At 57.9% G+C, this 21,259-nt stretch carries 18 protein-coding genes and 1 pseudogene; 6 read left to right on the top strand and 13 right to left on the bottom strand.

What is annotated here, in order from left to right; translation table 11 throughout:
• The first annotated feature begins 21 nt into the window (after positions 1-21).
• Positions 22-1,218: a UbiH/UbiF family hydroxylase gene (locus tag I9187_RS06020; protein WP_171174691.1), complete on the top strand. Its 1,197-nt coding sequence runs from the start codon at positions 22-24 to the stop codon at positions 1,216-1,218.
• Positions 1,219-1,230: 12 nt separating this feature from the next.
• On the opposite strand, the gene I9187_RS06015 is transcribed toward I9187_RS06020, so the two are convergent.
• Positions 1,231-2,358, bottom strand: coding sequence for an aminotransferase class V-fold PLP-dependent enzyme (locus I9187_RS06015; protein ID WP_171174693.1), 1,128 nt, complete (start codon positions 2,356-2,358; stop codon positions 1,231-1,233).
• Positions 2,359-2,590: 232 nt separating this feature from the next.
• Between I9187_RS06015 and I9187_RS06010 the strand changes: the two genes are divergently transcribed.
• Positions 2,591-3,292: a GntR family transcriptional regulator gene (locus I9187_RS06010; RefSeq protein ID WP_171619306.1), complete on the top strand. Its 702-nt coding sequence runs from the start codon at positions 2,591-2,593 to the stop codon at positions 3,290-3,292.
• 6 nt (positions 3,293-3,298) lie between these two features.
• Here I9187_RS06010 and I9187_RS06005 read toward each other — a convergent pair whose 3' ends face one another.
• Both I9187_RS06005 and I9187_RS06000 read right to left on the bottom strand, forming a co-directional pair.
• A complete protein-coding gene (locus I9187_RS06005; RefSeq protein ID WP_171174696.1) occupies positions 3,299-3,757 on the bottom strand; it encodes an Lrp/AsnC family transcriptional regulator in 459 nt (152 codons plus the stop codon).
• Positions 3,754-4,209 (bottom strand): Lrp/AsnC family transcriptional regulator, encoded by a 456-nt coding sequence (locus tag I9187_RS06000; protein WP_171619308.1) that lies wholly within the window; start codon positions 4,207-4,209, stop codon positions 3,754-3,756. Before I9187_RS06000 ends, I9187_RS06005 begins: the two co-directional genes overlap by 4 nt.
• Positions 4,210-4,340: 131 nt before the next feature.
• Here I9187_RS06000 and ilvC point away from each other — a divergent pair, with 131 nt between their 5' ends.
• Both ilvC and I9187_RS05990 read left to right on the top strand, forming a co-directional pair.
• A complete protein-coding gene (gene ilvC, locus I9187_RS05995; RefSeq protein WP_171174700.1) occupies positions 4,341-5,363 on the top strand; it encodes a ketol-acid reductoisomerase in 1,023 nt (340 codons plus the stop codon).
• A 133-nt stretch (positions 5,364-5,496) separates the two neighbouring features.
• The gene (locus tag I9187_RS05990) at positions 5,497-6,399 is read left to right on the top strand and encodes a DMT family transporter (protein ID WP_171174703.1); all 903 of its coding nucleotides are present in this window, start codon (positions 5,497-5,499) and stop codon (positions 6,397-6,399) included.
• Here the strand turns inward: I9187_RS05990 and glmM are convergent.
• The 9 genes and pseudogenes from glmM to I9187_RS05950 form a co-directional block, all read right to left on the bottom strand.
• Positions 6,396-7,739, bottom strand: a complete 1,344-nt coding sequence (gene glmM, locus I9187_RS05985; RefSeq protein ID WP_171174706.1) for a phosphoglucosamine mutase — start codon at positions 7,737-7,739, stop codon at positions 6,396-6,398. The genes I9187_RS05990 and glmM overlap by 4 nt on opposite strands.
• Positions 7,740-7,772: 33 nt before the next feature.
• On the bottom strand, positions 7,773-8,771 hold the full coding sequence (gene folP / locus I9187_RS05980) for a dihydropteroate synthase (protein WP_171174707.1): 999 nt from the start codon (positions 8,769-8,771) through the stop codon (positions 7,773-7,775).
• On the bottom strand, positions 8,768-9,688 hold the full coding sequence (locus tag I9187_RS05975) for a dihydroneopterin aldolase (RefSeq protein ID WP_171174709.1): 921 nt from the start codon (positions 9,686-9,688) through the stop codon (positions 8,768-8,770). Before I9187_RS05975 ends, folP begins: the two co-directional genes overlap by 4 nt.
• A gap of 101 nt (positions 9,689-9,789) precedes the next feature.
• A complete protein-coding gene (locus tag I9187_RS05970) occupies positions 9,790-11,163 on the bottom strand; it encodes a multicopper oxidase family protein (RefSeq protein ID WP_171711978.1) in 1,374 nt (457 codons plus the stop codon).
• Positions 11,164-11,236: 73 nt separating this feature from the next.
• A complete protein-coding gene (locus tag I9187_RS05965) occupies positions 11,237-11,878 on the bottom strand; it encodes a cell wall hydrolase (RefSeq protein WP_171174713.1) in 642 nt (213 codons plus the stop codon).
• A gap of 187 nt (positions 11,879-12,065) precedes the next feature.
• Complete coding sequence (locus I9187_RS05960; RefSeq protein ID WP_171174715.1) at positions 12,066-14,558, bottom strand: putative PEP-binding protein; 2,493 nt, start codon at positions 14,556-14,558, stop codon at positions 12,066-12,068.
• Between the two features lie 138 nt (positions 14,559-14,696).
• Positions 14,697-16,916 (bottom strand): glycine--tRNA ligase subunit beta, encoded by a 2,220-nt coding sequence (gene glyS, locus I9187_RS05955; RefSeq protein WP_171174717.1) that lies wholly within the window; start codon positions 16,914-16,916, stop codon positions 14,697-14,699.
• A 9-nt stretch (positions 16,917-16,925) separates the two neighbouring features.
• Positions 16,926-17,066: pseudogene (locus I9187_RS21885) on the bottom strand (sodium/glutamate symporter); the annotation flags it as partial.
• 26 nt (positions 17,067-17,092) lie between these two features.
• Positions 17,093-17,617 (bottom strand): DUF6446 family protein, encoded by a 525-nt coding sequence (locus tag I9187_RS05950; RefSeq protein WP_171174719.1) that lies wholly within the window; start codon positions 17,615-17,617, stop codon positions 17,093-17,095.
• A gap of 91 nt (positions 17,618-17,708) precedes the next feature.
• On the opposite strand from I9187_RS05950, the gene I9187_RS05945 reads away from it, so the two are divergent.
• Positions 17,709-18,341: a MarC family protein gene (locus tag I9187_RS05945; RefSeq protein ID WP_171174720.1), complete on the top strand. Its 633-nt coding sequence runs from the start codon at positions 17,709-17,711 to the stop codon at positions 18,339-18,341.
• An 8-nt stretch (positions 18,342-18,349) separates the two neighbouring features.
• On the opposite strand, the gene I9187_RS05940 is transcribed toward I9187_RS05945, so the two are convergent.
• On the bottom strand, positions 18,350-19,279 hold the full coding sequence (locus I9187_RS05940; RefSeq protein ID WP_171727529.1) for a glycine--tRNA ligase subunit alpha: 930 nt from the start codon (positions 19,277-19,279) through the stop codon (positions 18,350-18,352).
• Between the two features lie 206 nt (positions 19,280-19,485).
• Between I9187_RS05940 and I9187_RS05935 the strand changes: the two genes are divergently transcribed.
• The gene (locus I9187_RS05935; RefSeq protein ID WP_171174725.1) at positions 19,486-21,225 is read left to right on the top strand and encodes a serine protease; all 1,740 of its coding nucleotides are present in this window, start codon (positions 19,486-19,488) and stop codon (positions 21,223-21,225) included.
• The last annotated feature ends 34 nt before the right edge of the window (positions 21,226-21,259 follow it).

Raw genomic sequence — 21,259 nt, 5'->3', positions numbered from 1 at the left:
CCCAAACCGATGAGAGGCGCCATGACTGACAGCTGTGACATCCTGATTTCCGGCGGCGGCATCGCTGGCCTGACCGCAGCAGCGGTTTTCGGAACAGCAGGCTTTGACGTGATCTGCGTGGACCCGACCCCTCCGATCACTGAGCGGGATGTGGACGGATCGGACCTGCGCACCACTGCCTTTCTGCAGCCCGCGCACGGATTGCTCGAACAGTGCGGGCTTTGGGCGCGTCTGGACGCTCATGCAGCGCCTTTGCAAATCATGCGTATCGTAGACGCAGGCGGTGACGTGCCCGAACCGCGCGTTGTGCGCGATTTCAATGCCGCCGACATTTCTGATCAACCCTTTGGTTGGAACTTGCCCAACTGGCTGCTGCGCCGGGAAATGGTGGCGCGACTGGCAGAACTTCCCAATGTCGATTTCCGCCCCGGCACAGGTACGACCAGCCTATTCACCCGCACCGCCGAAGCCCGCGTTGGGCTGAGCGATGGCAGCCGCGTTCGGTGTAACCTGGTGCTGGCCGCCGATGGCCGCAATTCGCCCATGCGCGATGCCGCCGGGATATCGGTTCACACAACACGGTATGGCCAGAAAGCGCTGGCTTTTGCCGTCACCCACCCCATTCCGCATGAAAACGTTTCAACCGAGATTCACAGATCGGGCGGGCCGTTCACGCTAGTCCCCTTACCCGATTGGCAAGGGCAGCCGTCCTCAGCCATTGTCTGGATGGAGCGTGGTCCGAAGGCAATCGACCTTCTGAACCTCGAGCCTGAAGCATTTGAGGCCGCAATGACCGAACGATCCTGCGGGTTGTTTGGCCCCTTGAAGTTGGCGTCGCGCCGGACGATCTGGCCTATTATCAGCCAGTCTGCTGAGCGGCTGGCTGGCGAACGCATTGCCCTTATGGCCGAAGCGGCGCATGTGGTGCCGCCGATTGGCGCTCAGGGGTTGAACATGTCTTTGGGTGATCTGCGCTGTCTGCTGGATTTGGCACAGGCCCGTCCCGAAGGATTGGGCGATGCTCAGATGCTGGATGCATACCACAAGGCCCGCCATACCGAGGTCGAAATGCGCGTCAGGGGCATCGACCTGTTGAACCGCGCCTCGATGATCGAGGCGCGTCCGTTGCGTGACGCACGGGCCATGGGGCTGAGCGCGCTCTATTCTCTGCCGCCCGTACGCAAGACACTGATGCAGATGGGCCTTGGCGTCCGCTAAGGCCCGGTTCGTTTACAGAACCTGATCCAGCACCCGTTTCAAGCGCGCAATGGTTGCGTCCACATCATAAAGCTTGTCGAGCCCGAACAGACCCAGGCGGAAGGTGCTGAACCCCTCGGGTTCATCACATTGCAGGGGCACGCCAGCAGCAATCTGCATCCCCAGCGCTGCAAATTTCTTGCCGCTCTGAATGTCGGGGTCCGAAGTGTAGCTGACCACAACGCCGGGCGCGCCAAAACCGTCAGCAGCTACTGAAACGATGCCCTTGTCCTTCAGCATTGCCCGCACACCATCTCCCAACGCCCATTGCGCCGCGCGCAACTTTTCGAACCCATAGTCTTTGGTCTCAGCCATGGTATCGCGGAAAGCCAACAATGCGTCCGTGGGCATGGTTGCATGATAGGCATGACCACCGTTTTCATACGCCTGCATAATCTGACGCCATTTTTTCAGATCAACCGCAAAGCTGTCGGAGTTGGTCTCTTGCAACCGGGCTTCGCCCCGCTCGGACAACATGACAAGGCCAGCACAAGGCGATGCGCTCCACCCTTTTTGCGGGGCAGAAATCAGAACATCGACACCTGTCGCCTTCATGTCCACCCAGGCGCAACCGGATGCGATGCAATCCAGTACCATCAATGCTCCGACCTCATGCGCCGCATTAGCCAGCGCGGCCACGTAATCATCCGGCAAAATGACTCCTGCCGATGTTTCGACATGCGGGGCAAAGACAACACCCGGCTTTTGTGACCGAATGGCTTCGACAACTTCGTCAATGGGTGCGGGCGCAAACGGCGACGGGCTGGAATTGCCTGTCTGACGCGCCTTCATAACCGTGGCACTCTGCGTCAGGGCCGCGCTTTCAATGATTTGACTCCATCGGTACGAGAACCACCCGTTCCGAACCACCAAAACATCCGTCCCCCGCGCAAACTGACGGGCGACGGCTTCCATGGCATAAGTACCGCCGCCGGGAATGACCGCAACGCCGTCTGCGTTGTATACCCCCTTCAACATGTCCGAGATGTCCCGCATGACCTGCTGGAACTTCTGGGACATATGGTTCAGCGAACGATCGGTGAATACCACCGAAAACTCTTGAAGTCCGTTCGGGTCAACGGTGTCCAACAACGCAGGCATTCTTGATCCTTTCCAAAACTCTTCCGAGAACCTGATCGTTTTGCCTTTGCCCGTAAAGTACTTTCGCGACAAAAAGTGACGTTACGGCATGTCACACAGATTTGTACAAATCTGCGCCAAATCTCGCCAACACCACCACATTTGACGCCAACTAGTGTCACCTTCCCCTTTACACTTCTAATTGCTTCTGAACAGATGCACACACTTTATACTTGAAGGGATAATTCTACCCGTGACTATACAAAAGCGGATCAGCTTCCAGTCCGTTCGAGACGAAGTTAAACGACGTATTGAAAGCCGTGTCTGGCCACAAGGGTCTCTTTTGCCAACGGAAACACAGTTGGCAGACGAATTTAATTGCGCGCGTGCCACAGTGAACCGCGCCCTGAGGGAATTGGCCGATCAGGGGTTCGTCGAACGCAAGCGTAAAAGCGGAACGCGGGTCAAGAAAGAACCCAGCAAACACGCCAAGCTTGAATTCTCACTCGCACGACAGACGATCGAAAGCCAGAACGCAACCTATCGGTATGCTCTGGTCGAGCGGAACGTGGTGGAAAGCCCTCGCTGGCTGTCTTCACAAATAGATATTTCTCGTGACAAGCGCGTGTTGCATGTCACCTGTATGCACTACGCGGACAACCGACCGTTTCAATTGGAAGAACGCTGGATCAATATCGATGCAGTTCCAGAAGTGGAAGATGCCGACCTGTGCGCACAGGGCCCACATGAATGGTTACTGAATGCCGCGCCGTTCACCGAAGCTGAAGTTGCATTCTGCGCCATTTCTGCCGATGCAAAACTGGCAGAGTTCATGGGGACGACGACCGGCACATCGATGATTCAGATGGAGCGCACCACCTGGAAAGAGGACAAGCCGCTGACCTTTGCCCGGATGACACATCATCCCGGCTACTGTATCCGCACCAAATACTGAGGCGTTTCAGCCAAGGGGCCCAGGCAAGCGTTCTTCGCTGAGCAAAACGTTTGCTTCAACATCCCCTGCACCGGGCAACGTCATGATTCGACGTCGTAATACGCGCTCAAAGTCAGACAGGTCCCGCGCAACTACGCGCAGGCGATAGTCATATAGGCCCAACACGTGCTCGACTGTCTGGACCTCGGGGATGGCACTCACGGCGCGCTCAAAGTCCTCAAGATTGATCTGCCCTTTGCGGCCAAGTTTGATACCCAGAAACACCGTCACCCCGAAACCCAACGCCTCGGCGTTCAGACGCAAGCGCCGCCCCTTGATAACTCCTGCTTCCTCCAGTCGCCGGATTCGGCGCCAGGTGGCCGGTTGCGACAATCCAAACCTGCGACCCAAGGCACCGGCACTCTGTGTCGCGTCCTGTTGCAGGACACGCAGCAGGCGTCGATCAATTTCATCCAACTCGATCATACAGGTAACACCTCATCGCTTTTGACCCGCGCGATGTGCATCAGCGTCTCGATATCGGCGATATGGGGCAAGGTCAGGATACGGTTGCGATACAATAGTTGGTAATGGTTCATATCCTTCGCAATGACCGACAGTCGCACGTCCACCCGACCCAGAAAGGTCTGGATCTCGACCACCTCCGGTACATTTCGCGCCGCTTCGGTGAAATCGTCAAAGGCACGCGCCTGTGTCTTATCCAGAGTAACGCGAAGCGAAACTTCGACCGCATAGCCCATGGCAGCCCAGTCAATCACGACCTCTTGTCCTTGTATGATCCCGGCAGCCTGCATCTTTTCAATCCGCCGCCAACAGACCCCAGCGCTGATCCGGCACAGATCGGCCAATTCCGCAGTGGTCAGGCTTGGGGTAGCCTGAAAATGACGCAAGATGCGACGATCAATGTCATCAAGCATGATTTTTTCACATTTTGTAGTTCTGAAGAATTATTCTTCACCTTTTTCACAAAAACTCAAGCTCAACACTATCGCCAATACGCGATCAGGCATGTAAAACCGCCGCAATCTAACCAGAAAGGACCGGCGAAATGCGCGTCTATTACGATCGCGATTGCGATATCAACCTGATCAAAGACAAAAAAGTGGCCATCCTGGGCTATGGCTCGCAGGGTCACGCCCACGCGCTGAACCTGCGTGACTCGGGTGCCAAGAATCTGGTCATCGCCCTGCGCGAAGGTTCGCCTTCGGCCAAGAAAGCCGAAGCGGAAGGTCTGGAAGTCATGGGCATCGCCGAAGCGGCGGCCTGGTGCGACGTCATCATGTTCACCATGCCCGACGAGTTGCAGGCTGAAACCTACAAGAAATACGTCCACGACAACATCAAGCCGGGTGCTGCGATCGCGTTCGCTCACGGCCTGAACGTCCACTTCGGCCTGATCGAGCCGAAAGAAGGCGTCGACGTCATCATGATGGCCCCCAAAGGCCCCGGCCACACCGTACGTGGCGAATACACCAAAGGCGGCGGCGTGCCCTGCCTGGTCGCCGTTGACAATGACGCGACAGGCAAAGCGCTGGAAATCGGCCTGTCCTACTGCTCGGCCATTGGTGGCGGTCGCTCGGGCATCATCGAAACCAACTTCCGCGAAGAATGCGAAACCGACCTGTTCGGTGAACAAGCCGTTCTGTGCGGCGGTCTGGTCGAACTGATCCGCTGCGGCTTTGAAACGCTGGTCGAGGCCGGTTACGCGCCAGAAATGGCCTATTTCGAGTGTCTGCACGAAGTGAAGCTGATCGTTGACCTGATCTACGAAGGCGGCATCGCCAACATGGATTACTCGATCTCGAACACAGCCGAATACGGTCAGTACGTCACCGGCCCGCGCATCCTGAAATACGACGAAACCAAAGCGCGTATGAAAGAGGTTTTGAACGACATCCAGCAGGGTAAATTCGTTCGCGACTTCATGCTGGAAAACGCTGTTGGCCAGCCGACCATCAAAGCGTCGCGCCGCGCGAATGACGAGCATCAAATCGAAGAAACCGGTGCCAAGCTGCGCGGCATGATGCCGTGGATTTCGGCCGGCAAAATGGTCGACAAAGAAAAGAACTAAGCCTGACCTCTGTCAGCACAAGGGCGGCCCCGGTGGTCGCCCTTTTTCGTTTGCACAAAAAAGCGGCGCAGCACATAAACACCCGGTCAGATTAACCTTTTTTCAGTTTCACGCAGCCCCGACAGGAAAACCGATGGTGCAACAGCCAACAAAACAGGATTGGAGCGGTGTCTTCACGCTGGGCCTGATCTGGGGCGCGACCTTCATGGTCGTGGCCATGGCGCTTGAAGGCTACGGCCCGATCACGGTCGCGACCTCTCGGACAACTCTGGGCGCTGTGACCCTGCTGCTTTTGATGTGGGTGACCGGTCGCAAACTGCCGGTTCTGACACCCGCTCTTAGCACTTCGATTGTGCTTATCGGTGTCCTGTCCACGGCCGTGCCTTTCATGCTGCTGAGTTGGGGGCAGCAGTTTGTACCATCCGCCTTTGCAGGGCTGTCTATGGCAGCTGTTCCGCTGATGGTGCTGCCGCTGGCCCACTTCTTCTCGGATGAACCCCTGAATCTGCGCCGTTTTCTGGGGGTGTGCCTTGGGTTTTCAGGCGCATTGGTGCTGATCGGCCCCGGCCTTGCACAATTGGGCCAAGGGGCAGAGCCCCTCGCGCAGCTGGCCTGCATCACGGCAGCCCTGTGTTACGCAAGCTCATCTGTGCTGACCCGACGCTGTCCACCTGTCGACCCTTTGGTTTTGGCTGCCCTGACGCTGGTTGTAGGAGCTATGCTTCTTCTGCCCATAATGCTGGTCACCGAAGGTCTGCCAACGTGGCAAGGGCCACGCCCGACGATCGCTTTGATTGTGTTGGGATTGGTCCCAACCGCTTTTGCCACCCTCTTGCGCGTGTCGATCACCCGCAGCGCCGGATCGGTCTTCCTAACATTGGTGAACTATCAAGTGCCGATCTGGTCGATGGTGTTCGGCGCATGGATCCTGTCCGAGGCCCTGCCCCTGCGCTTTTACATTGCCTTGGGTCTGATCCTGACCGGCATGGCGATCAGCCAATGGTTCAGCCTGCGCAAGGTTTTGCTCGGACGTTAACCCGTAGCAGCTTCGACCTCGGCCACGATGCTATCGACAACTTGTGTCAGCAGCCTGTCGTCTTCGCACTCGGCCATGACCCGGATCAGAGGCTCGGTCCCGGATTTGCGGATCAGCAACCGGCCCTGCCCGTTCAAACGCGCTTCGGCATCGGCAATAGCAGCCTGGACGCTCTGAACCTCCAGCGGGGTTTGACCGCTTGCATAGCGCACGTTTTTCAGCAACTGCGGCACCGTTTCGAACTGTTTCGACAGATCCGACGCCTTACGCCCCGATAGAACCATTTCCGCCAGAAAATGCAGACCGGCCATAAGTCCGTCACCGGTGGTGGCATAATCGCTCATCACGATATGGCCGGATTGTTCACCGCCAAGGTTGAACCCGCCTTCCCGCATCCGCTCAACCACATAGCGGTCGCCAACGGCCGTGCGCTCCAGACGCAGCCCCTGCCCTGTCAAGTGGCGTTCGAGGCCCAGATTGGACATCACCGTCGCCACCAGGGCATCGCCCTTCAGCTGGTCCGATTTCTTCCATGCCGTCGCCAGCAATGCCATTAGCTGATCGCCATCGGCCACTTGACCGGTTTCATCAACCACAACAACCCGGTCTGCATCGCCATCCAGACAGATGCCGACATCTGCCCCATGGGCCACAACCGTTTCTGCGGCCAGTTGCGGCTTTGTCGATCCGCAATTGAGGTTGATGTTCTTGCCGTTGGGCGCAACACCAACTGGAATGACATCAGCACCGAGCTCCCACAGGACCTCGGGCGCAGTGCGGTGGGCCGCACCGTTTGCGCAATCGATGACCACTTTCAGACCATCCAAACTCACGTCACGGGGCAAGGACGATTTCACACGCTCGCCATAACGAAACCGCGCATCATCGACACGACGCGCCCGGCCGATATTCTGCGCCTGCGCGGGCCGGACGCCTTCGTCGATCAGTTTTTCGATCTCGATCTCTGCCTGATCGGACAGCTTATAGCCGTCGGGTCCAAAAAACTTGATGCCATTGTCTTCAGCCGGGTTGTGACTGGCCGAGATCATAACCCCAAGATCAGCGCGCATGGACCGCGTCATGAGCCCAACAGCAGGCGTTGGTACGGGCCCCAGAAGCAGCACGTTCATACCCGTCGAGGTCAGACCCGCCGTCAGCGCGTTTTCCAGCATGTAACCGGACAGACGTGTATCTTTACCGATGACAACCCGGTGCACACCTGTCGCGTCGCGGCGAAAGTAACGCCCAACCGCAGCCCCGATGCGCAAGGCCATTTCCGCCGTCATCGGATGCGTGTTGGCGGTGCCCCGCACCCCGTCAGTTCCGAACAGCTTGCGCATACGTGTCACTCCGTGATTTGTCGTGAGACCGGATTACCGGACAGCAGCCCACAGGCGCAAGGCCTGAGAGGTCTCGGCCACGTCGTGCACGCGAATGATTTGCACGCCCTGAGACAATCCTGCCAAAGCCACCGCAATTGATCCCGGTGTACGCGCTGTCTTGCGCGGCTCCTGCCCGATCGAACCAATGAAACCTTTGCGTGACACGCCCAGCAGGATCGGGCAGCCCAAACCGTGAAACAGGCTGAGATTGCGCAGCAAGGTCAGATTGTGGTCTTCGGTCTTGCCGAAGCCAATCCCTGGATCAACAATGATCAGATCGCGGCTGAGGCCAAGGCCCTCCAGCACAGCAATCTGGTTCTCCAGAAAGTCATACACATCCAGCAATACATTGTCGTAGTGCGGATTGTCCTGCATCGTGGCCGGGTCGCCCTGCATATGCATGACACAAACAGGTGCGCCCTGCGCCGCACAAAACGGTGCCAGATCAGCGTCAAAGGTAAAGCCTGAGACATCGTTCACCAGCCCGGCCCCGGCATCGCAGGCAGCTTTGGCCACACTGGCCTTGCGCGTATCGATTGAGATCAGAGCGTCCGTTTCTGACCGTATCGCTTCGATCACAGGGCGGGTGCGGGCAATCTCTTGTTCGGCCGGAACAAAATCTGCACCTGGGCGCGTGGATTCCCCACCGATATCCAGAATGGTCGCCCCTTGCGTAACCATTCCAGCGGCGGCCATACGGGCGGCTTCCGCCGAGCTGTGGACGCCGCCATCCGAAAAACTGTCTGGCGTGGCATTCAGAATGCCCATGATATGCGGCACCTGCATGTCCAGACCTGCAATGTCTGCCCGCGCCTGGGTCAAACGGTCCAGATGGTCTGAAGGAACCTCTGATACCGCAACAATCTCACGGTCCCCCCCGCGCCGCAGAGCTTCAACATGGGTAAACCAGAGCGATTGCCCTGCCAGCGGAACGGCACCTGCAGGGCGGGCCGGGCCATTTTGAACCAGTGGCCTGTAGTAGATGCTCACAGCTGGGCCTGATCCACGGCAACGGCGCGCAAAGGCGTTTTGGGCTCTGTCGGCAATGCGCCGCCGATCACCATCATCTCGCTCGCTTCAAAGGTCGCAGCGAACCAAGCCGCAAGGGCCACTGCATCCGATGGTGCGGCAGACGGGCCATCCACAGCGTCCAAAACGATCTTGGACGGGGCCCAGACGCAAATCTGGCCGTTCTTCATCGCCCAATCCAGTTCCGTCCGGGTCGAAACCACAACACAACGGTGATCTCGTGCCGCCAGAACCCAAGCATTCTGCTCAATGGCCAGCAAATCAATACGGCGCTGCGTCATCGCGTGGCCAGTTTGGGGCGCAGCCAAATCCGACGCCCCAACGCACAGGATCAATGGACGCTGACGGTTTTCCAACTGGTCAATCCAACCGGTCAGGTTGTCCGAAGAAATGGCTTCGTTCGACAGGTACACAAGGCGCGGATGCGGGCGTTCTTCCTCGACCACGTCGTGATGAACCGAGTCCTTTCCGCGCACGATTTCGACCCCCAACGCCCCCGGACCACGATCCAGCTTTTCGATGCGAACAAAAACCCTTACGGCTTGGTGTTCGAGCAAGATGCGTTCGGCCACACGCTCGGCCAGCGTCTCAAGCAGGTTCAATCTTTCTGCGGCCAACTCAAATGCAATTGCTTCGGTGACGCGATCATAGGACAGGATGCGGTCCACGTCGTCGTCAATATCGGCGGCCAGCGGGCGCACCTCGACCACGATATTAAAACAAATCCTTTGGGTGGTTCCTCGCTCAGCCTGAAAAGCACCGATCTCAACTTCGACGATGTGGTCGCGCAGCGAAATCCGATCCAGCGGCCCCCGGGGTGAGGTTGCCTCGGATCTCTCGGACGGGTGTGCGAATGCCAGGCGGATTTCAGAACTCATAGGTCAGGCCTTTTTGGGCTCGTTGCAAAGTATGCCTACTATAGGCGTTGCGGGGGCCTATAGCACTTATACAAACGCCATTCCAACCGCCGATTGCGGCGTCAGGTTACCCGAAACCAGCTCATCATACCGGATGCGGCGTGTCCTAGCATATGGCAATGCAACAGCCAGCCCCCCGGATTGTCCGCGACCAAAGCGATCTGACGAGTCTGCCCTCGTCCAACCAAAACAGTATCCCTCCAGGGGCCAAGCGACCCATCACCCAGAATCAGCCTGAAGTGATGACCATGCAAATGCATCGCGTGCGGAAATGCCGTTTCATTTACGAATTCAACACGGTGTAGACTGCCGATTTCTGCATCCAGAAACGGATCCTCAGGGCGTTCAGCACGGCCATTTAGCGCCCAGAACCGGCCAAGCTGCGCCAACTCTTGCCCCGACAATTCAGTTTCACCAAGTCTGGCGCTTTCCAACCATCGCATCGCGCCGCCTTGCAAAACCATTCTGTGCAAAGGCGCGTCTTCAATATTATTGATTTCCGGCAAAGGATTAGGCGGCAATGCTGACACGCTCTGCCTTTGCGCCTTTGCAGCATCGCCTGTAACGTCGAAACGCGCCAGACCAAAGGCACCGTCCCTTTCTACACTAACGAGACTTGCTGTATCACCTTCGGTGACAACGTCGACAATCAGATCCGCACGCTGTGCAGGCGCCAGTGGAAACGATCCTGACAGTTCCAACGGAGTTTCCAGCGGCATTCCGTCCAAAGCAACGATCCACCCGGACAGACCATCAATATCCAGATCATAGATCCTGGCGTTAGAGGCATTGATCAAGCGCAATCGAAGCCGTTGATGTCTTTGCACAGAAAACGCTGGATCAAACGACCCGTTTACGGTGACGATATTGCCAAGCCGACCTGCGTGGCTCAGGTCATGGCCGTTGCCGAAATCGTCTGTTATCTGAGCCGTTTCCGGGTCTAACCGCCAATCATCCAGCATCAGTATCAGGTCCTGATCGACATCTGGCGTTTGTGCCTCCTCGACGATCAGCGGCCCGTAAAGGCCCCGTGCAACCTGCTCCATTGACCTGTTGTGCGCGTGATACCAATACGTACCCGCATCAGGAACGACAAAGTCGTAATCAAATGAACGGCCCGTTTCGACCACATCCTGCGTTAGGCCCGGCACACCATCCATCGAATTGTCTATTCGGATTCCGTGCCAATGGACCGAAGTCGGCTGAGGTAGCGCGTTCAACAGTTGGCGCTGAACGCGCGCGCCCTGCCCGACCCTTATGGTGGTTCCCGGAACAGTGCCATCGAAGCTCCAAACTGTGGTGTCAGGAAACCCGTCGGGCGCAACGCGCTGCTGCGCCTCGCGCGCCTCGAGCATCGGATATCCGGCCCGGGCCGCAAACGGCAACAGAGACGCTGCCGCCGCAGTTTTAAGTATGTGCCTTCGAGTAAATAGCATTACGGGCCTCCTGGCCCGTAATATAGACTGCAACTTGCATCGCGCCACCAAGCTTCCAGCGCGGGTGCGTCAATCAGTTGCTCGCTGTCCGGTAGTTGTGGCGATAGAAGATATGCACACCAATCCGCGCGGTCTGTTTGTAGACACGTGACCACGATGGACGAACTGCAGTGGTGTGGTAATGGGTTGCCCCTTCGGTCAGTTCTTTTGCGACGCCATCAATCGCCGCACGGGCCACTTTCGACACGCGCTCATAGGCTTTCTGTTCGTGGATGACCTCTTTGCGGCCATCGCACGTGTATGTGAATTGGCACTGGTATTTTTTCCCTGTGCCTTGGCGGATGACACCGCACAACGAATCCGGGAAACGACCGCTTTTGACACGGTTCAGGATCACTTCAGCCACAGCGAACTGACCGCGGACGCTTTCACCACGCGCTTCAAAATACAACGCCTCGGAAAGGCACTTCCAGTTGTCGTCACCAGCTGCTTTAGGTTGCTGATCAAGCCAATCCTTGGAATAGGTCACTTCAACAGGCTCAGCGGCTTTACGCGGCTGGAACAGCTGGAAATAATCGCGAAACCGTTGGCCAGGCAATTCGTTACGGGCCACAAGCTCTTGCTTTGCGGTTTCGGTTGCTTCCCTCTCGGCGAAGGACGCACTTGGCAGCACGGTTGCCGCCAATGTGGCAGCAGCCAGTATATAACGTAGCATCAGATAACCTCGCACAGGCACTTCACGCGCCATACCCTCCCCCGGCGGGCGCGACGAGGCATCTAACGCAACCAGACGCAAAGGTCCAGCCTTTTGAAAAAAGCAAGTGGAAAATCGCCCGTCGCGAAGAATTACTTCGCCCACGAGTGACCATGTACCCCACTAATCCTTGGGATACCTGGTCCTGTCAACCCCCAAGTCTGGACGAAATCGCCAGTTGAGCGGCAGCCAGCCGAGCCACCGGAACCCGAAACGGAGAGCACGACACATAGTCAAACCCCAAATCCCGGCAAATGGCGATTGATTCGGGGTTTCCGCCATGTTCGCCGCACACAGACAGGGTCACGTCAGGTTTTGCAGCGCGTCCTCTTTCCGCCCCCAATTTCAACAATTCCCCCACCCCATCGGGGTCAAGAACATGAAACGGGTCTTCACCAAAGACACCCTGTTGCACATAGGCCGACATGAATCGACCGGCATCGTCCCGCGACAGGCCATAGGTCATCTGCGTCAGGTCGTTTGTACCAAAACTCATAAATGCCGTTTGTGGGGCGATCTCCTCCGCGCGCAAACAGGCGCGTGGGGTTTCGACCATTACGCCCAGCCGATAGTCGAACTCCTGCCCCTGTTCCGACGCAACAGCCGCCGCGACCGAGTCGATGCGGGATTTGACCAACTCAACCTCGCGCTTTGCCGAAACCAGTGGGATCATCACCTCGGGCACGACCGCGGCACCGTTCTGGCGGGCCTCCAGCGTGGCTTCAAATATTGCGCGCGCCTGCATGTCATAGATTTCGGGAACGGTCACACCCAGTCGGACGCCACGCAGGCCCAGCATCGGGTTGTACTCGCTCATGGCCGCAACCCGCCGCTCAACATCCGAGACTGGTAAGTCAAGCGCTTCGGCCAGTTCCCTTTGCCCGCTGCGGGTGGTGGGCAAAAACTCGTGCAACGGAGGGTCGAACAGTCGAATGCAGACAGGCTTACCTTCCATGATCCGGAAAAGTTGCACGAAATCTTCGCGTTGCATCGGCAGCAGGCGTTCCAGCACTGCCGCCCGACCGGACGAGGTTTGTGCAAAAATCATTTCGCGCATCACGATCAGACGACCAGGATCAAAGAACATATGCTCGGTCCTGCACAGGCCGATCCCCTGTGCCTCGAAATTCCGGGCTGTTTGCGCATCGGCGGGTGTGTCAGCATTGGCGCGAATATCAATGTCACGCTCTGCATCGGCCCAGGCCATAAGCGTCTGAAAACAATCGTCCAGCGCCGCCTCGAGCATCGCAGGCTGCCCTGCCAGAACCTGGCCCGAGCTGCCATCGATGGTCAGAACATCGCCTGTCTTGAAGACACGCCCATCCTGAGCGGTCAGCATCTTTTTCTTTGTTTGAAACCGCATGTCGGACGCGCCGACGATACAGGGCAAACCAAGGCCGCGCCCGATCACTGCCGCGTGGCTGGTCATCCCGCCTTTTTCCGTCAACACAGCCACGGCCGCGTGCATCCCGCGTACATCCTCGGGCGAGGTCTCGCGGCGCACCAGAACACAGGCTTCACCACGCGCGGCACTGGCCTGCGCCTCAGCCGAGGTGAACACGATCTTGCCGGTCGACGCACCGGGACTGGCCCCGATGGCCGTCGTCAGCACGTCGCGCTTGGCGTCAGGGTGCACCTGACGGTGCAGTAATTCGTTCAGCGCATGAGGGTCCACACGCATGACCGCCTCTTGCTGCGGGATTATGCCATCCTCGGCCAGTCGCACTGCGATCCGCATGGCCGCACGGGCGCTGCGCTGCACCCTCACGCCGTCCAGAATGTGTACGTCACCATTTTGAATGACGAACTCAACCTGCATCTCTTCGCGCAGCTTTTCGCGCATCAAAGCGGCTTGTTCCTTGAGTTCTGCAAAAGCCTTTGGCGCCACTTCCTCAAGCGATGGTCCGCGCGGGTCTTTCTCCAAGAACAGCGCGGCAACGTCTTCGCCCAGAGCATCCCGACCCTGACTCTGGCTCAGGTAGCGTCCGGTGATCTGCGGCATCCCGGTTGTGGAATCGACCAGTTGCAAGACACCGGAACCACATTCCCCTTGCCCTACACCGGGGATCATCTCTTGAATGACCAGCCCAAGCCCGGCATCCGCCGGAGCCCCTTTGGCCTGCCGCAACAAGCGCGCCGAGGTTCCATCCCATGCGCGCGCCATCGACCGCAGAACACCGATCAATTGCTCTCCGCGATCCTGTGGAAAGGCTTCATCGGTTTCGTCTTCATAGGCCCGCAACGACTGGCTCAGACCTTCACTCCCGTCCAATTCGATGTCATCGAACAGATCGGGGTCCAGACGCGCCACGTGGATTGCATAGCTTTGCACAAATCTCAGATACAGCGCCGCTGCAGCCTCGGCCCCCATGGTTTCGGAAAGGTCCACATAGCACGCATCGTTCATTCCGATGTTTAGAACCGCACCGGGCCCGCCCCAATCCGGGTCTTCGGAACTGGGCCGAACGCATAGCAACGTCGTCGGGTCAAACTGTTCCAGGATCGCGGCCAGATCCGGAATTTCGCCTTCGGCGATTTGATGTACGGACTCAAAAGACAGGGCAACCGTGCGCGGCACCGGTAGGTCGAGGCGGACCAGCCGTTGCAAACACTTGGCCCGCCCGCCATGAGTGTTCGCCATGACAGGAGCGTCGGACGTTATGAGCGTAGTATGCGGATTATTCTGCACTGCAGCACCTTTTGGTTTGCGTGCAGCATAAGCGGTTGCGCCTTTCGCGCAAGGGTGTTGTGGGCGCGCATTTGCAGCGCGCCCAGTTATTTAGCCCTCAATCCGGGTCAGATCAGCCACGCTGGAACAGACCTGGCGGATCTGGCTAAGTAGGTTCAGACGGTTACGCCGGACAATGTCATTGTCGGTGTTGACTTGTACATCCTCAAAAAATGCATCTACCGGTCCGCGCAGCGCAGCCATGGCGGCCATTGCGGTCGGGAAATCCTCGGCCTTCAACGCCGGTTCGATCTGCGCCTGCGCCTGATCCAACGCCGCGAACAGCGCCTTTTCGCTGTCTGTCTCGGCAAATTTCACATCCGCACCATAGGAGTATTCGACCCCGTCCTTCTCTTCGGCCTGCGTCAGAATGTTGTTGGCGCGCTTAAAGCCCTGCACGAGGTTTTCGCCGTCCTCGGTCGCGATCACCGCGTTCAGAGCACGGGCGCGTTTGACCAACAGGTTGAGGTCGTCATTGCCATCCATCGCGATACAGGCGTCGATGATGTCGTGACGGATGCCCTCGTCGCGGAGGAAGACTTTGAGGCGATCGTGGAAGAAGGAGAGGAGGTCGTCTGACGTGTCAGGTATTTTCTTTTCCAGGCTCAGGAAATCGCTATTGGGCAGCTCTCCCAGTTTCTCTTTAAACGTCTGGAAAGCCGCGCCAAATACGCCATGCTCTGCAATTTCGTCCAACAGATCATTGATGCTTTCAGACCTCAATGCATTGTTTGAGGCGCTTTCCGCCCGCACCAATTGACTGTCAAAGTATCTGTCCAAGTGAAGTCGCAAATTGTTATCCAGCACCAACCGAATAATCCCCAACGCCGCACGGCGCAGCGCAAACGGGTCTTTCGAGCCGGTCGGCTTCTCATCTATCGCCCAGAACCCAGTCAACGTGTCCAGCTTGTCGGCCAGCGCCACGGTCACCGACGGCGGTGCAGTCGGTACGTCGTCCGATGGACCCAGCGGCGAGTAGTGTTCCTGCGCCACGGCGGCCACGGCGGCGTCTTCGCCTGCGGCTTCGATGTAATAGCGTCCCATAAGCCCCTGAAGCTCAGGGAATTCATAGACCATCTCAGAACTCAGATCGGCCTTGGCCAGACGCGCGGCTTTCTCGGCCTGATCGGTATCCGCACCGGTCACCGGGGCCAGTTCGCGGGCTAGCGCGGCGATACGGTCGATCCGTTCGGCCTGTGTGCCCAGCTTGTTGTGGAAGGTTACATTCTCAAGCGCACGGGTCCATTGGGCGATGTCCGATTTGGCGACACGCAGGTCGTTCTCCCAGAAGAATTTCGCATCCGCCAAACGGGCCGACAGCACCTTCTGGTTCCCTGCCAGAATGGTCGCGCCATTGTCGGCGGTTTCGCGGTTTGCAACCGTGATGAACCGTTCGATCCGACCCGTTTTAGGGTTCTTCACGGAAAAGAACTTCTGGTGTTCCTTCATCGAGGTTTGCAGCACCTCAGGCGGCAGGTCGAGGAATTCGTCGTCGATCTGCCCCATCAGCACCACCGGCCATTCAACCAGCCCGGCGACCTCTGCCAGCAGGCCCCTGTCTTCGACCACCTCCAGTCCGGCGGCAAAAGCCATGTTCTGGGCGTCGTTCCAGATATGCTCGGCCCGTTCGTCGGGCGACAGCAGGACAAAGGCGCGTTTCAATTGGGCGGCGTAATCGTCAAACGATGATACCGAAAACCGGTTCGGCGCCATGAAGCGGTGGCCTGCGGTTGTGTCCCCAGATGTGATGCCCTCAACCTCAAGCGGCACGACCTGCGCGCCTGCCTCATCATTCAGGATGCACAGGATCGAATGTAACGGACGGACCCAACGCAAAGGGCCATTGCCCCACCGCATGGATTTGGGCCAGGGGAAGTTGCGGATGGTGGTTTCCAGCACCTCAGCCACAATGTCAGCCGCCGGGCGACCCGCCTTTTCGATGGTCGCAAAGTAAACTGCACCTTTGGGCGTGTCGCGCTCTTCCAACTGATCGCGGGTCAGGCCAGCGCCACGCAGGAACCCTTCGATAGCTTTGTCCGGCGCGCCAACTTTAGGGCCTTTGCGTTCCTCGCGGATCGTTGGGCTTTCCGCCAGCAGGCCTTCGACCGCCAGCGTCAGGCGACGCGGCGTGGTCAAGGCAGCGGCCCCAGCATAGGTCAAACCACCCTCAACCAAACCATCGGTGATCCGCTTTTTCAGGTCCTCACCGGCGCGGGTCTGCATGCGCGCGGGGATCTCCTCGGAAAACAGTTCGATCAGCAGGTCAGGCATTGTCGGTCCTTAGAAATTGACGATCGTCTGAATGACGATGGCATTAGCGATATCCACAAAGAAGGCGGATACAAGGGGGAGCACGATAAAGGCAATAGGAGATGGGTCATATCGCCGTGTCACACCGGTCATATTTGCAAAAGCGGCGGGTTTCAGGACCAGCCCAGCAAGGTTATTCAGCTGTCAGGACGCTCAGGACACTCTTCTCCGACGACGGTGCCGTCATAGGCCTTTTCGCCACAATTGTTCAAAACGTGCCAAACAAAGCCTTTGCCTTCTTGGGTAACAGCCACGATGCGATCCACACCGTAATGCACGTTTTTCTGACCAATGAACGCCTGCGCCTTGCCTGATTTCAAGTCATCAGCCAGGGCCACTGCATCGTAACAGTCAAACCAGCCCGGAGCCGTCAGCGGCTTTGCCTCATCCGCTGTCAGGTAGGTGGCCCGCAACTCTTCCAGCGCAGCATCGGTTTCAAAACAGGCGCGATACCGGATAGGAGAGCTGTCTGCGTCGATGGCCTGAAAGGATGTATACGAAATAGCCACCGGGGGCTGGGCCGCGTCGATCGACAGAAACACATCCTCACCCGGAATGGGCTCAACTTCATAGTAATACCCGTAGACCTGAAGGTAATACATGCCAGCGCCTGCAACAGCCGCAGACATGAGCAGGATGATTGCCAGAATTTTTCCAGTCATCTTTCGATGCTTCCCCTTATGCAGGTACTTCCAAGTGTTTCAGAAATAGGCCACGTTTCTCCGCAGAACAGAACGAACCGAGGCGAACCTTATGGAATCCACTCTTGCCGTTGGATTTTTCGGCGCACTTTTTGCCATTATGAACCCAGTGACGAACCTGCCCGTCTTTCTGAGCGTGACGCAGAATCTGTCGGCATCAGATCAGCGCAAGGTTGCGGTTAAGACGTCCCTCTATTGCCTGATCCTTGGCGGGGCGTTTGCAGCTATCGGCAGTCAGGCGCTGGGCTTGTTCGGAATAACGGTTGACCATTTGAGAGTCGCGGGTGGTCTGGTCGTCTTGATGATCGGTTTGAACATGTTGAACGGCAACGAAAGCAGTTCGCACCATGGAACCGATGACGAGAAAGAAGAATATCCCGCGGCTGAAACCGTCGCCTTTTACCCTTTGGCCTTTCCCATTCTTGTTGGCCCCGGAACCATCACGACCTTGATCCTGTACGCACATCACGTGAAGAAACCTGTTGAAGCAATTGTTTTTGCCGGTGTATTCCTTGGCGTCGTCGCCCTTTTGCTGATCACATTCTGGAATGCGGCATGGCTGGCTGAACGCCTTTCTGGCAACGCGCGCGTGATCATGAGCCGCTTCATGGGCATGATCTTGTCGGCCATCGCGATTAGTATGATCGCTGACGGCCTGAAAGCGTTGTTGCCGGGGCTGGCCTGATTGGCCCATCAGGTTTGGAACCCAGCCGCCTCGGTCTGAACGAACGCATCCGCGCATTGTTTCGCCAGCGCTCGCACACGGCCGATGTAAGCCTGTCGTTCCGTCACCGAAATCACGCCCCGCGCGTCCAGCAGGTTAAAGATATGGCTGGCCTTGATGCATTGATCATAGGCCGGGTGCGCCATGATGATGCGCTTTCCGGTTTTTGGATCGTCATGCTCTTGCGCCAGAATGGCGGCGCATTCGGCCTCGGCCTCTTCGAAATGACGCAGCAGAACTTCGGTGTCGGCCACGTCAAAGTTCCAGCGGGCGTATTCCTCTTCGGTTTGCTTGAAGATGTCACCGTATGTCAACGGGCTGGGGGACTGCGGGTCATTGAACGGCATGTCCATCACATGGTCGACACCCAGCACATACATGGCCAGACGTTCCAGACCATAGGTCAGCTCGCCCGAGACGGGCGCGCAATCATGCCCGCCCACCTGTTGAAAATAGGTGAACTGGCTGACTTCCATTCCATCACACCAGACTTCCCAACCCAATCCCCAGGCACCCAAGGTGGGGCTTTCCCAGTCATCCTCGACAAACCGAATGTCATGCAGGTCCATGTCGATGCCGATGGCCTCGAGGCTGCCCAGGTAAAGCTCCTGCAGATCGGGCGGGCTGGGTTTGATCAGAACCTGATACTGGTAATAATGCTGCAACCGGTTGGGGTTTTCGCCGTAACGCCCGTCGGTCGGACGGCGCGACGGCTGAACATAGGCCACGGCCCAGGCCTTGGACCCCAGCGCCCGCAGAGTGGTCGCGGGATGGAACGTCCCTGCCCCAACTTCCATGTCATAGGGCTGCAGAATTGCGCAGCCCTTGGAGGCCCAATAGGTCTGAAGCCGCAGGATAATCTCCTGAAATGAACGCGGTGCGCTGTTCGGTTCGGTCATAGCATTCCCTCTGGGCATCCTTGCGCCCGGTTCCGGTCGGTTTGGCCCTTCCTATGCAAGGGGCCAAGGGGCGTCAACGGGGCTTTGGTGCTTGGCTGTATCTGCGCGGCCACACCGCAAATTCCCCGTATTCGCGGCATGGCAATTGGCACCTGAAATCGCGTATTCTGCGCCAAAGCACAAACATTGCAGAACACAGGCAGACAATGACACGCGTATTTACAGCATTTCTATTATTTCTTGTGGTCGGCCTGCGCGCCGCTTCCGCGCAGCAAGACCCTGGCGTATGGGTTCAGATCGAAGCGCAGCCGACGCTGCAAGAGGCTCAGGAACGCGCGCAGGCTTACGCCCGCGCTTTGCCGGATGTGAACGGCTTCAGACTGAACAGCGGATGGTATGCGGTCGTGATCGGCCCCTATGCGCGGCCGGATGCCCAACAGGTGCTTAGGGTCTATCGATCCGAGGGTCAAATACCCCGTGACAGCTTCATCGCCTTTTCCAGCGGACTGGGGCAGCAATTTTGGCCCGTCGGCGCAAACGTACTGAATCGCGGCACCATAGCGGCTCCCGTCGCGCCTATTGCTCAGGCCGAAGACACCCTGACAATCGCACCCACTCAGGACGCGGATGAAACCCGCGCTCAGGCCCTGCAATCCGAACGTTTGCTGACCGCGCAAGAGCGCAAGGATCTGCAAACTGCGTTGCAGGCAGAAGGGTTTTACAACTCGACCATCGACGGGGCCTTCGGTCAGGGAACGCGCCGTTCAATGGGCGATTGGCAACGTTTCAATGGGTACGAGGCAACCGGTGTGCTGACAACTGCACAGCGCAAAGCCTTGATAGACGACTATAATGCGCCACTGACAAGTGTTGGGATGGCCCAATACAAGGATGACGCGGCTGGGATCACGATGGACCTGCCTTTGGATGCTGTCCGCTTTGATCGCTATGAAGCCCCCTTTGCCCACTTCAACAGCGCATCTGACCTGAACGCAAAGATACTCTTGATCAGTCAGGACGGCGACAAGCGCACGCTGCGCGCCTTGTATGAGGTCATGCAATCGCTGGAAATCGTTCCGCTTAACGGCCAGCGCGAGTTGAGAGGAGACCGCTTTACCCTTGAAGGGCGCGGCAATGGTGTTGTGTCCTTTACGCAAGCGCGCCTGACAGACGGCAAGATCAAAGGCTTCACTTTGGTCTGGCCCGAAGGGGACGAGGCGCGCCGCCTGCGGGTTCTTTCGGCTATGGCCTCCAGTTTTACCACCACAGACAAGGTGCTCGACGCTGCTGCAGGTGCAGACGCCGCACAAAGCATTGATCTGATGTCCGGCCTGCAAATCCGTAAACCGCGCCTTTCCCGTTCCGGTTTCTTTGCGGATGAAAAGGGAACCGTTCTGACAGTTTCGGAAGCCGTCGAGAATTGCACGCGGATCACTCTGGACGGGGATCAGGAGGTGCAGCTTGCCAAGGCCGATAACGACATTGGCGTTGCGGTTTTGCGTCCAACCAAGGCGCTGGCGCCGATGAGCGTGGCCGCTTTCAGCGCTGCCCTGCCGCGCCTTCAATCCGACGTCGCGGTTTCGGGCTTCTCCTATCAAGGGGCTTTGGGTGCCCCGACTCTGACATATGGGCAAGTCGCCGATGTGCGTGGCCTGAATGGTGAGACAGGTGTTAAACGCCTGGCCTTGAACGCGCAGCCCGGTGATGCAGGCGGCCCGATCTTCAATGACAGCGGCAATGTTGTCGGGATGCTGCTGCCCACACCATCCGAAGGGCGCAGCCTGCCGGCTTCGGTCAGTCTGGCGGCCACGAACGAGAGGCTGACAGAAATCCTAACTCAGGCTGGCGTGTCCGGTCTGTCCAGCGAAGAAACCACACAGATTTCGCCCAATGAATTGAGCCGTCGCGCAACAGGCATGACGGTTCTGGTGCACTGCTGGGAATAAACCGCAGCCACCAGCAAGTTTCCAAGCGCCGCGC

It is taken from the genome of Ruegeria sp. HKCCE4148, assembly GCF_017872495.1.
Taxonomy (GTDB): Bacteria; Pseudomonadota; Alphaproteobacteria; order Rhodobacterales; family Rhodobacteraceae; genus Ruegeria.
This window is presented reverse-complemented; position numbering and strand designations above follow the sequence as displayed.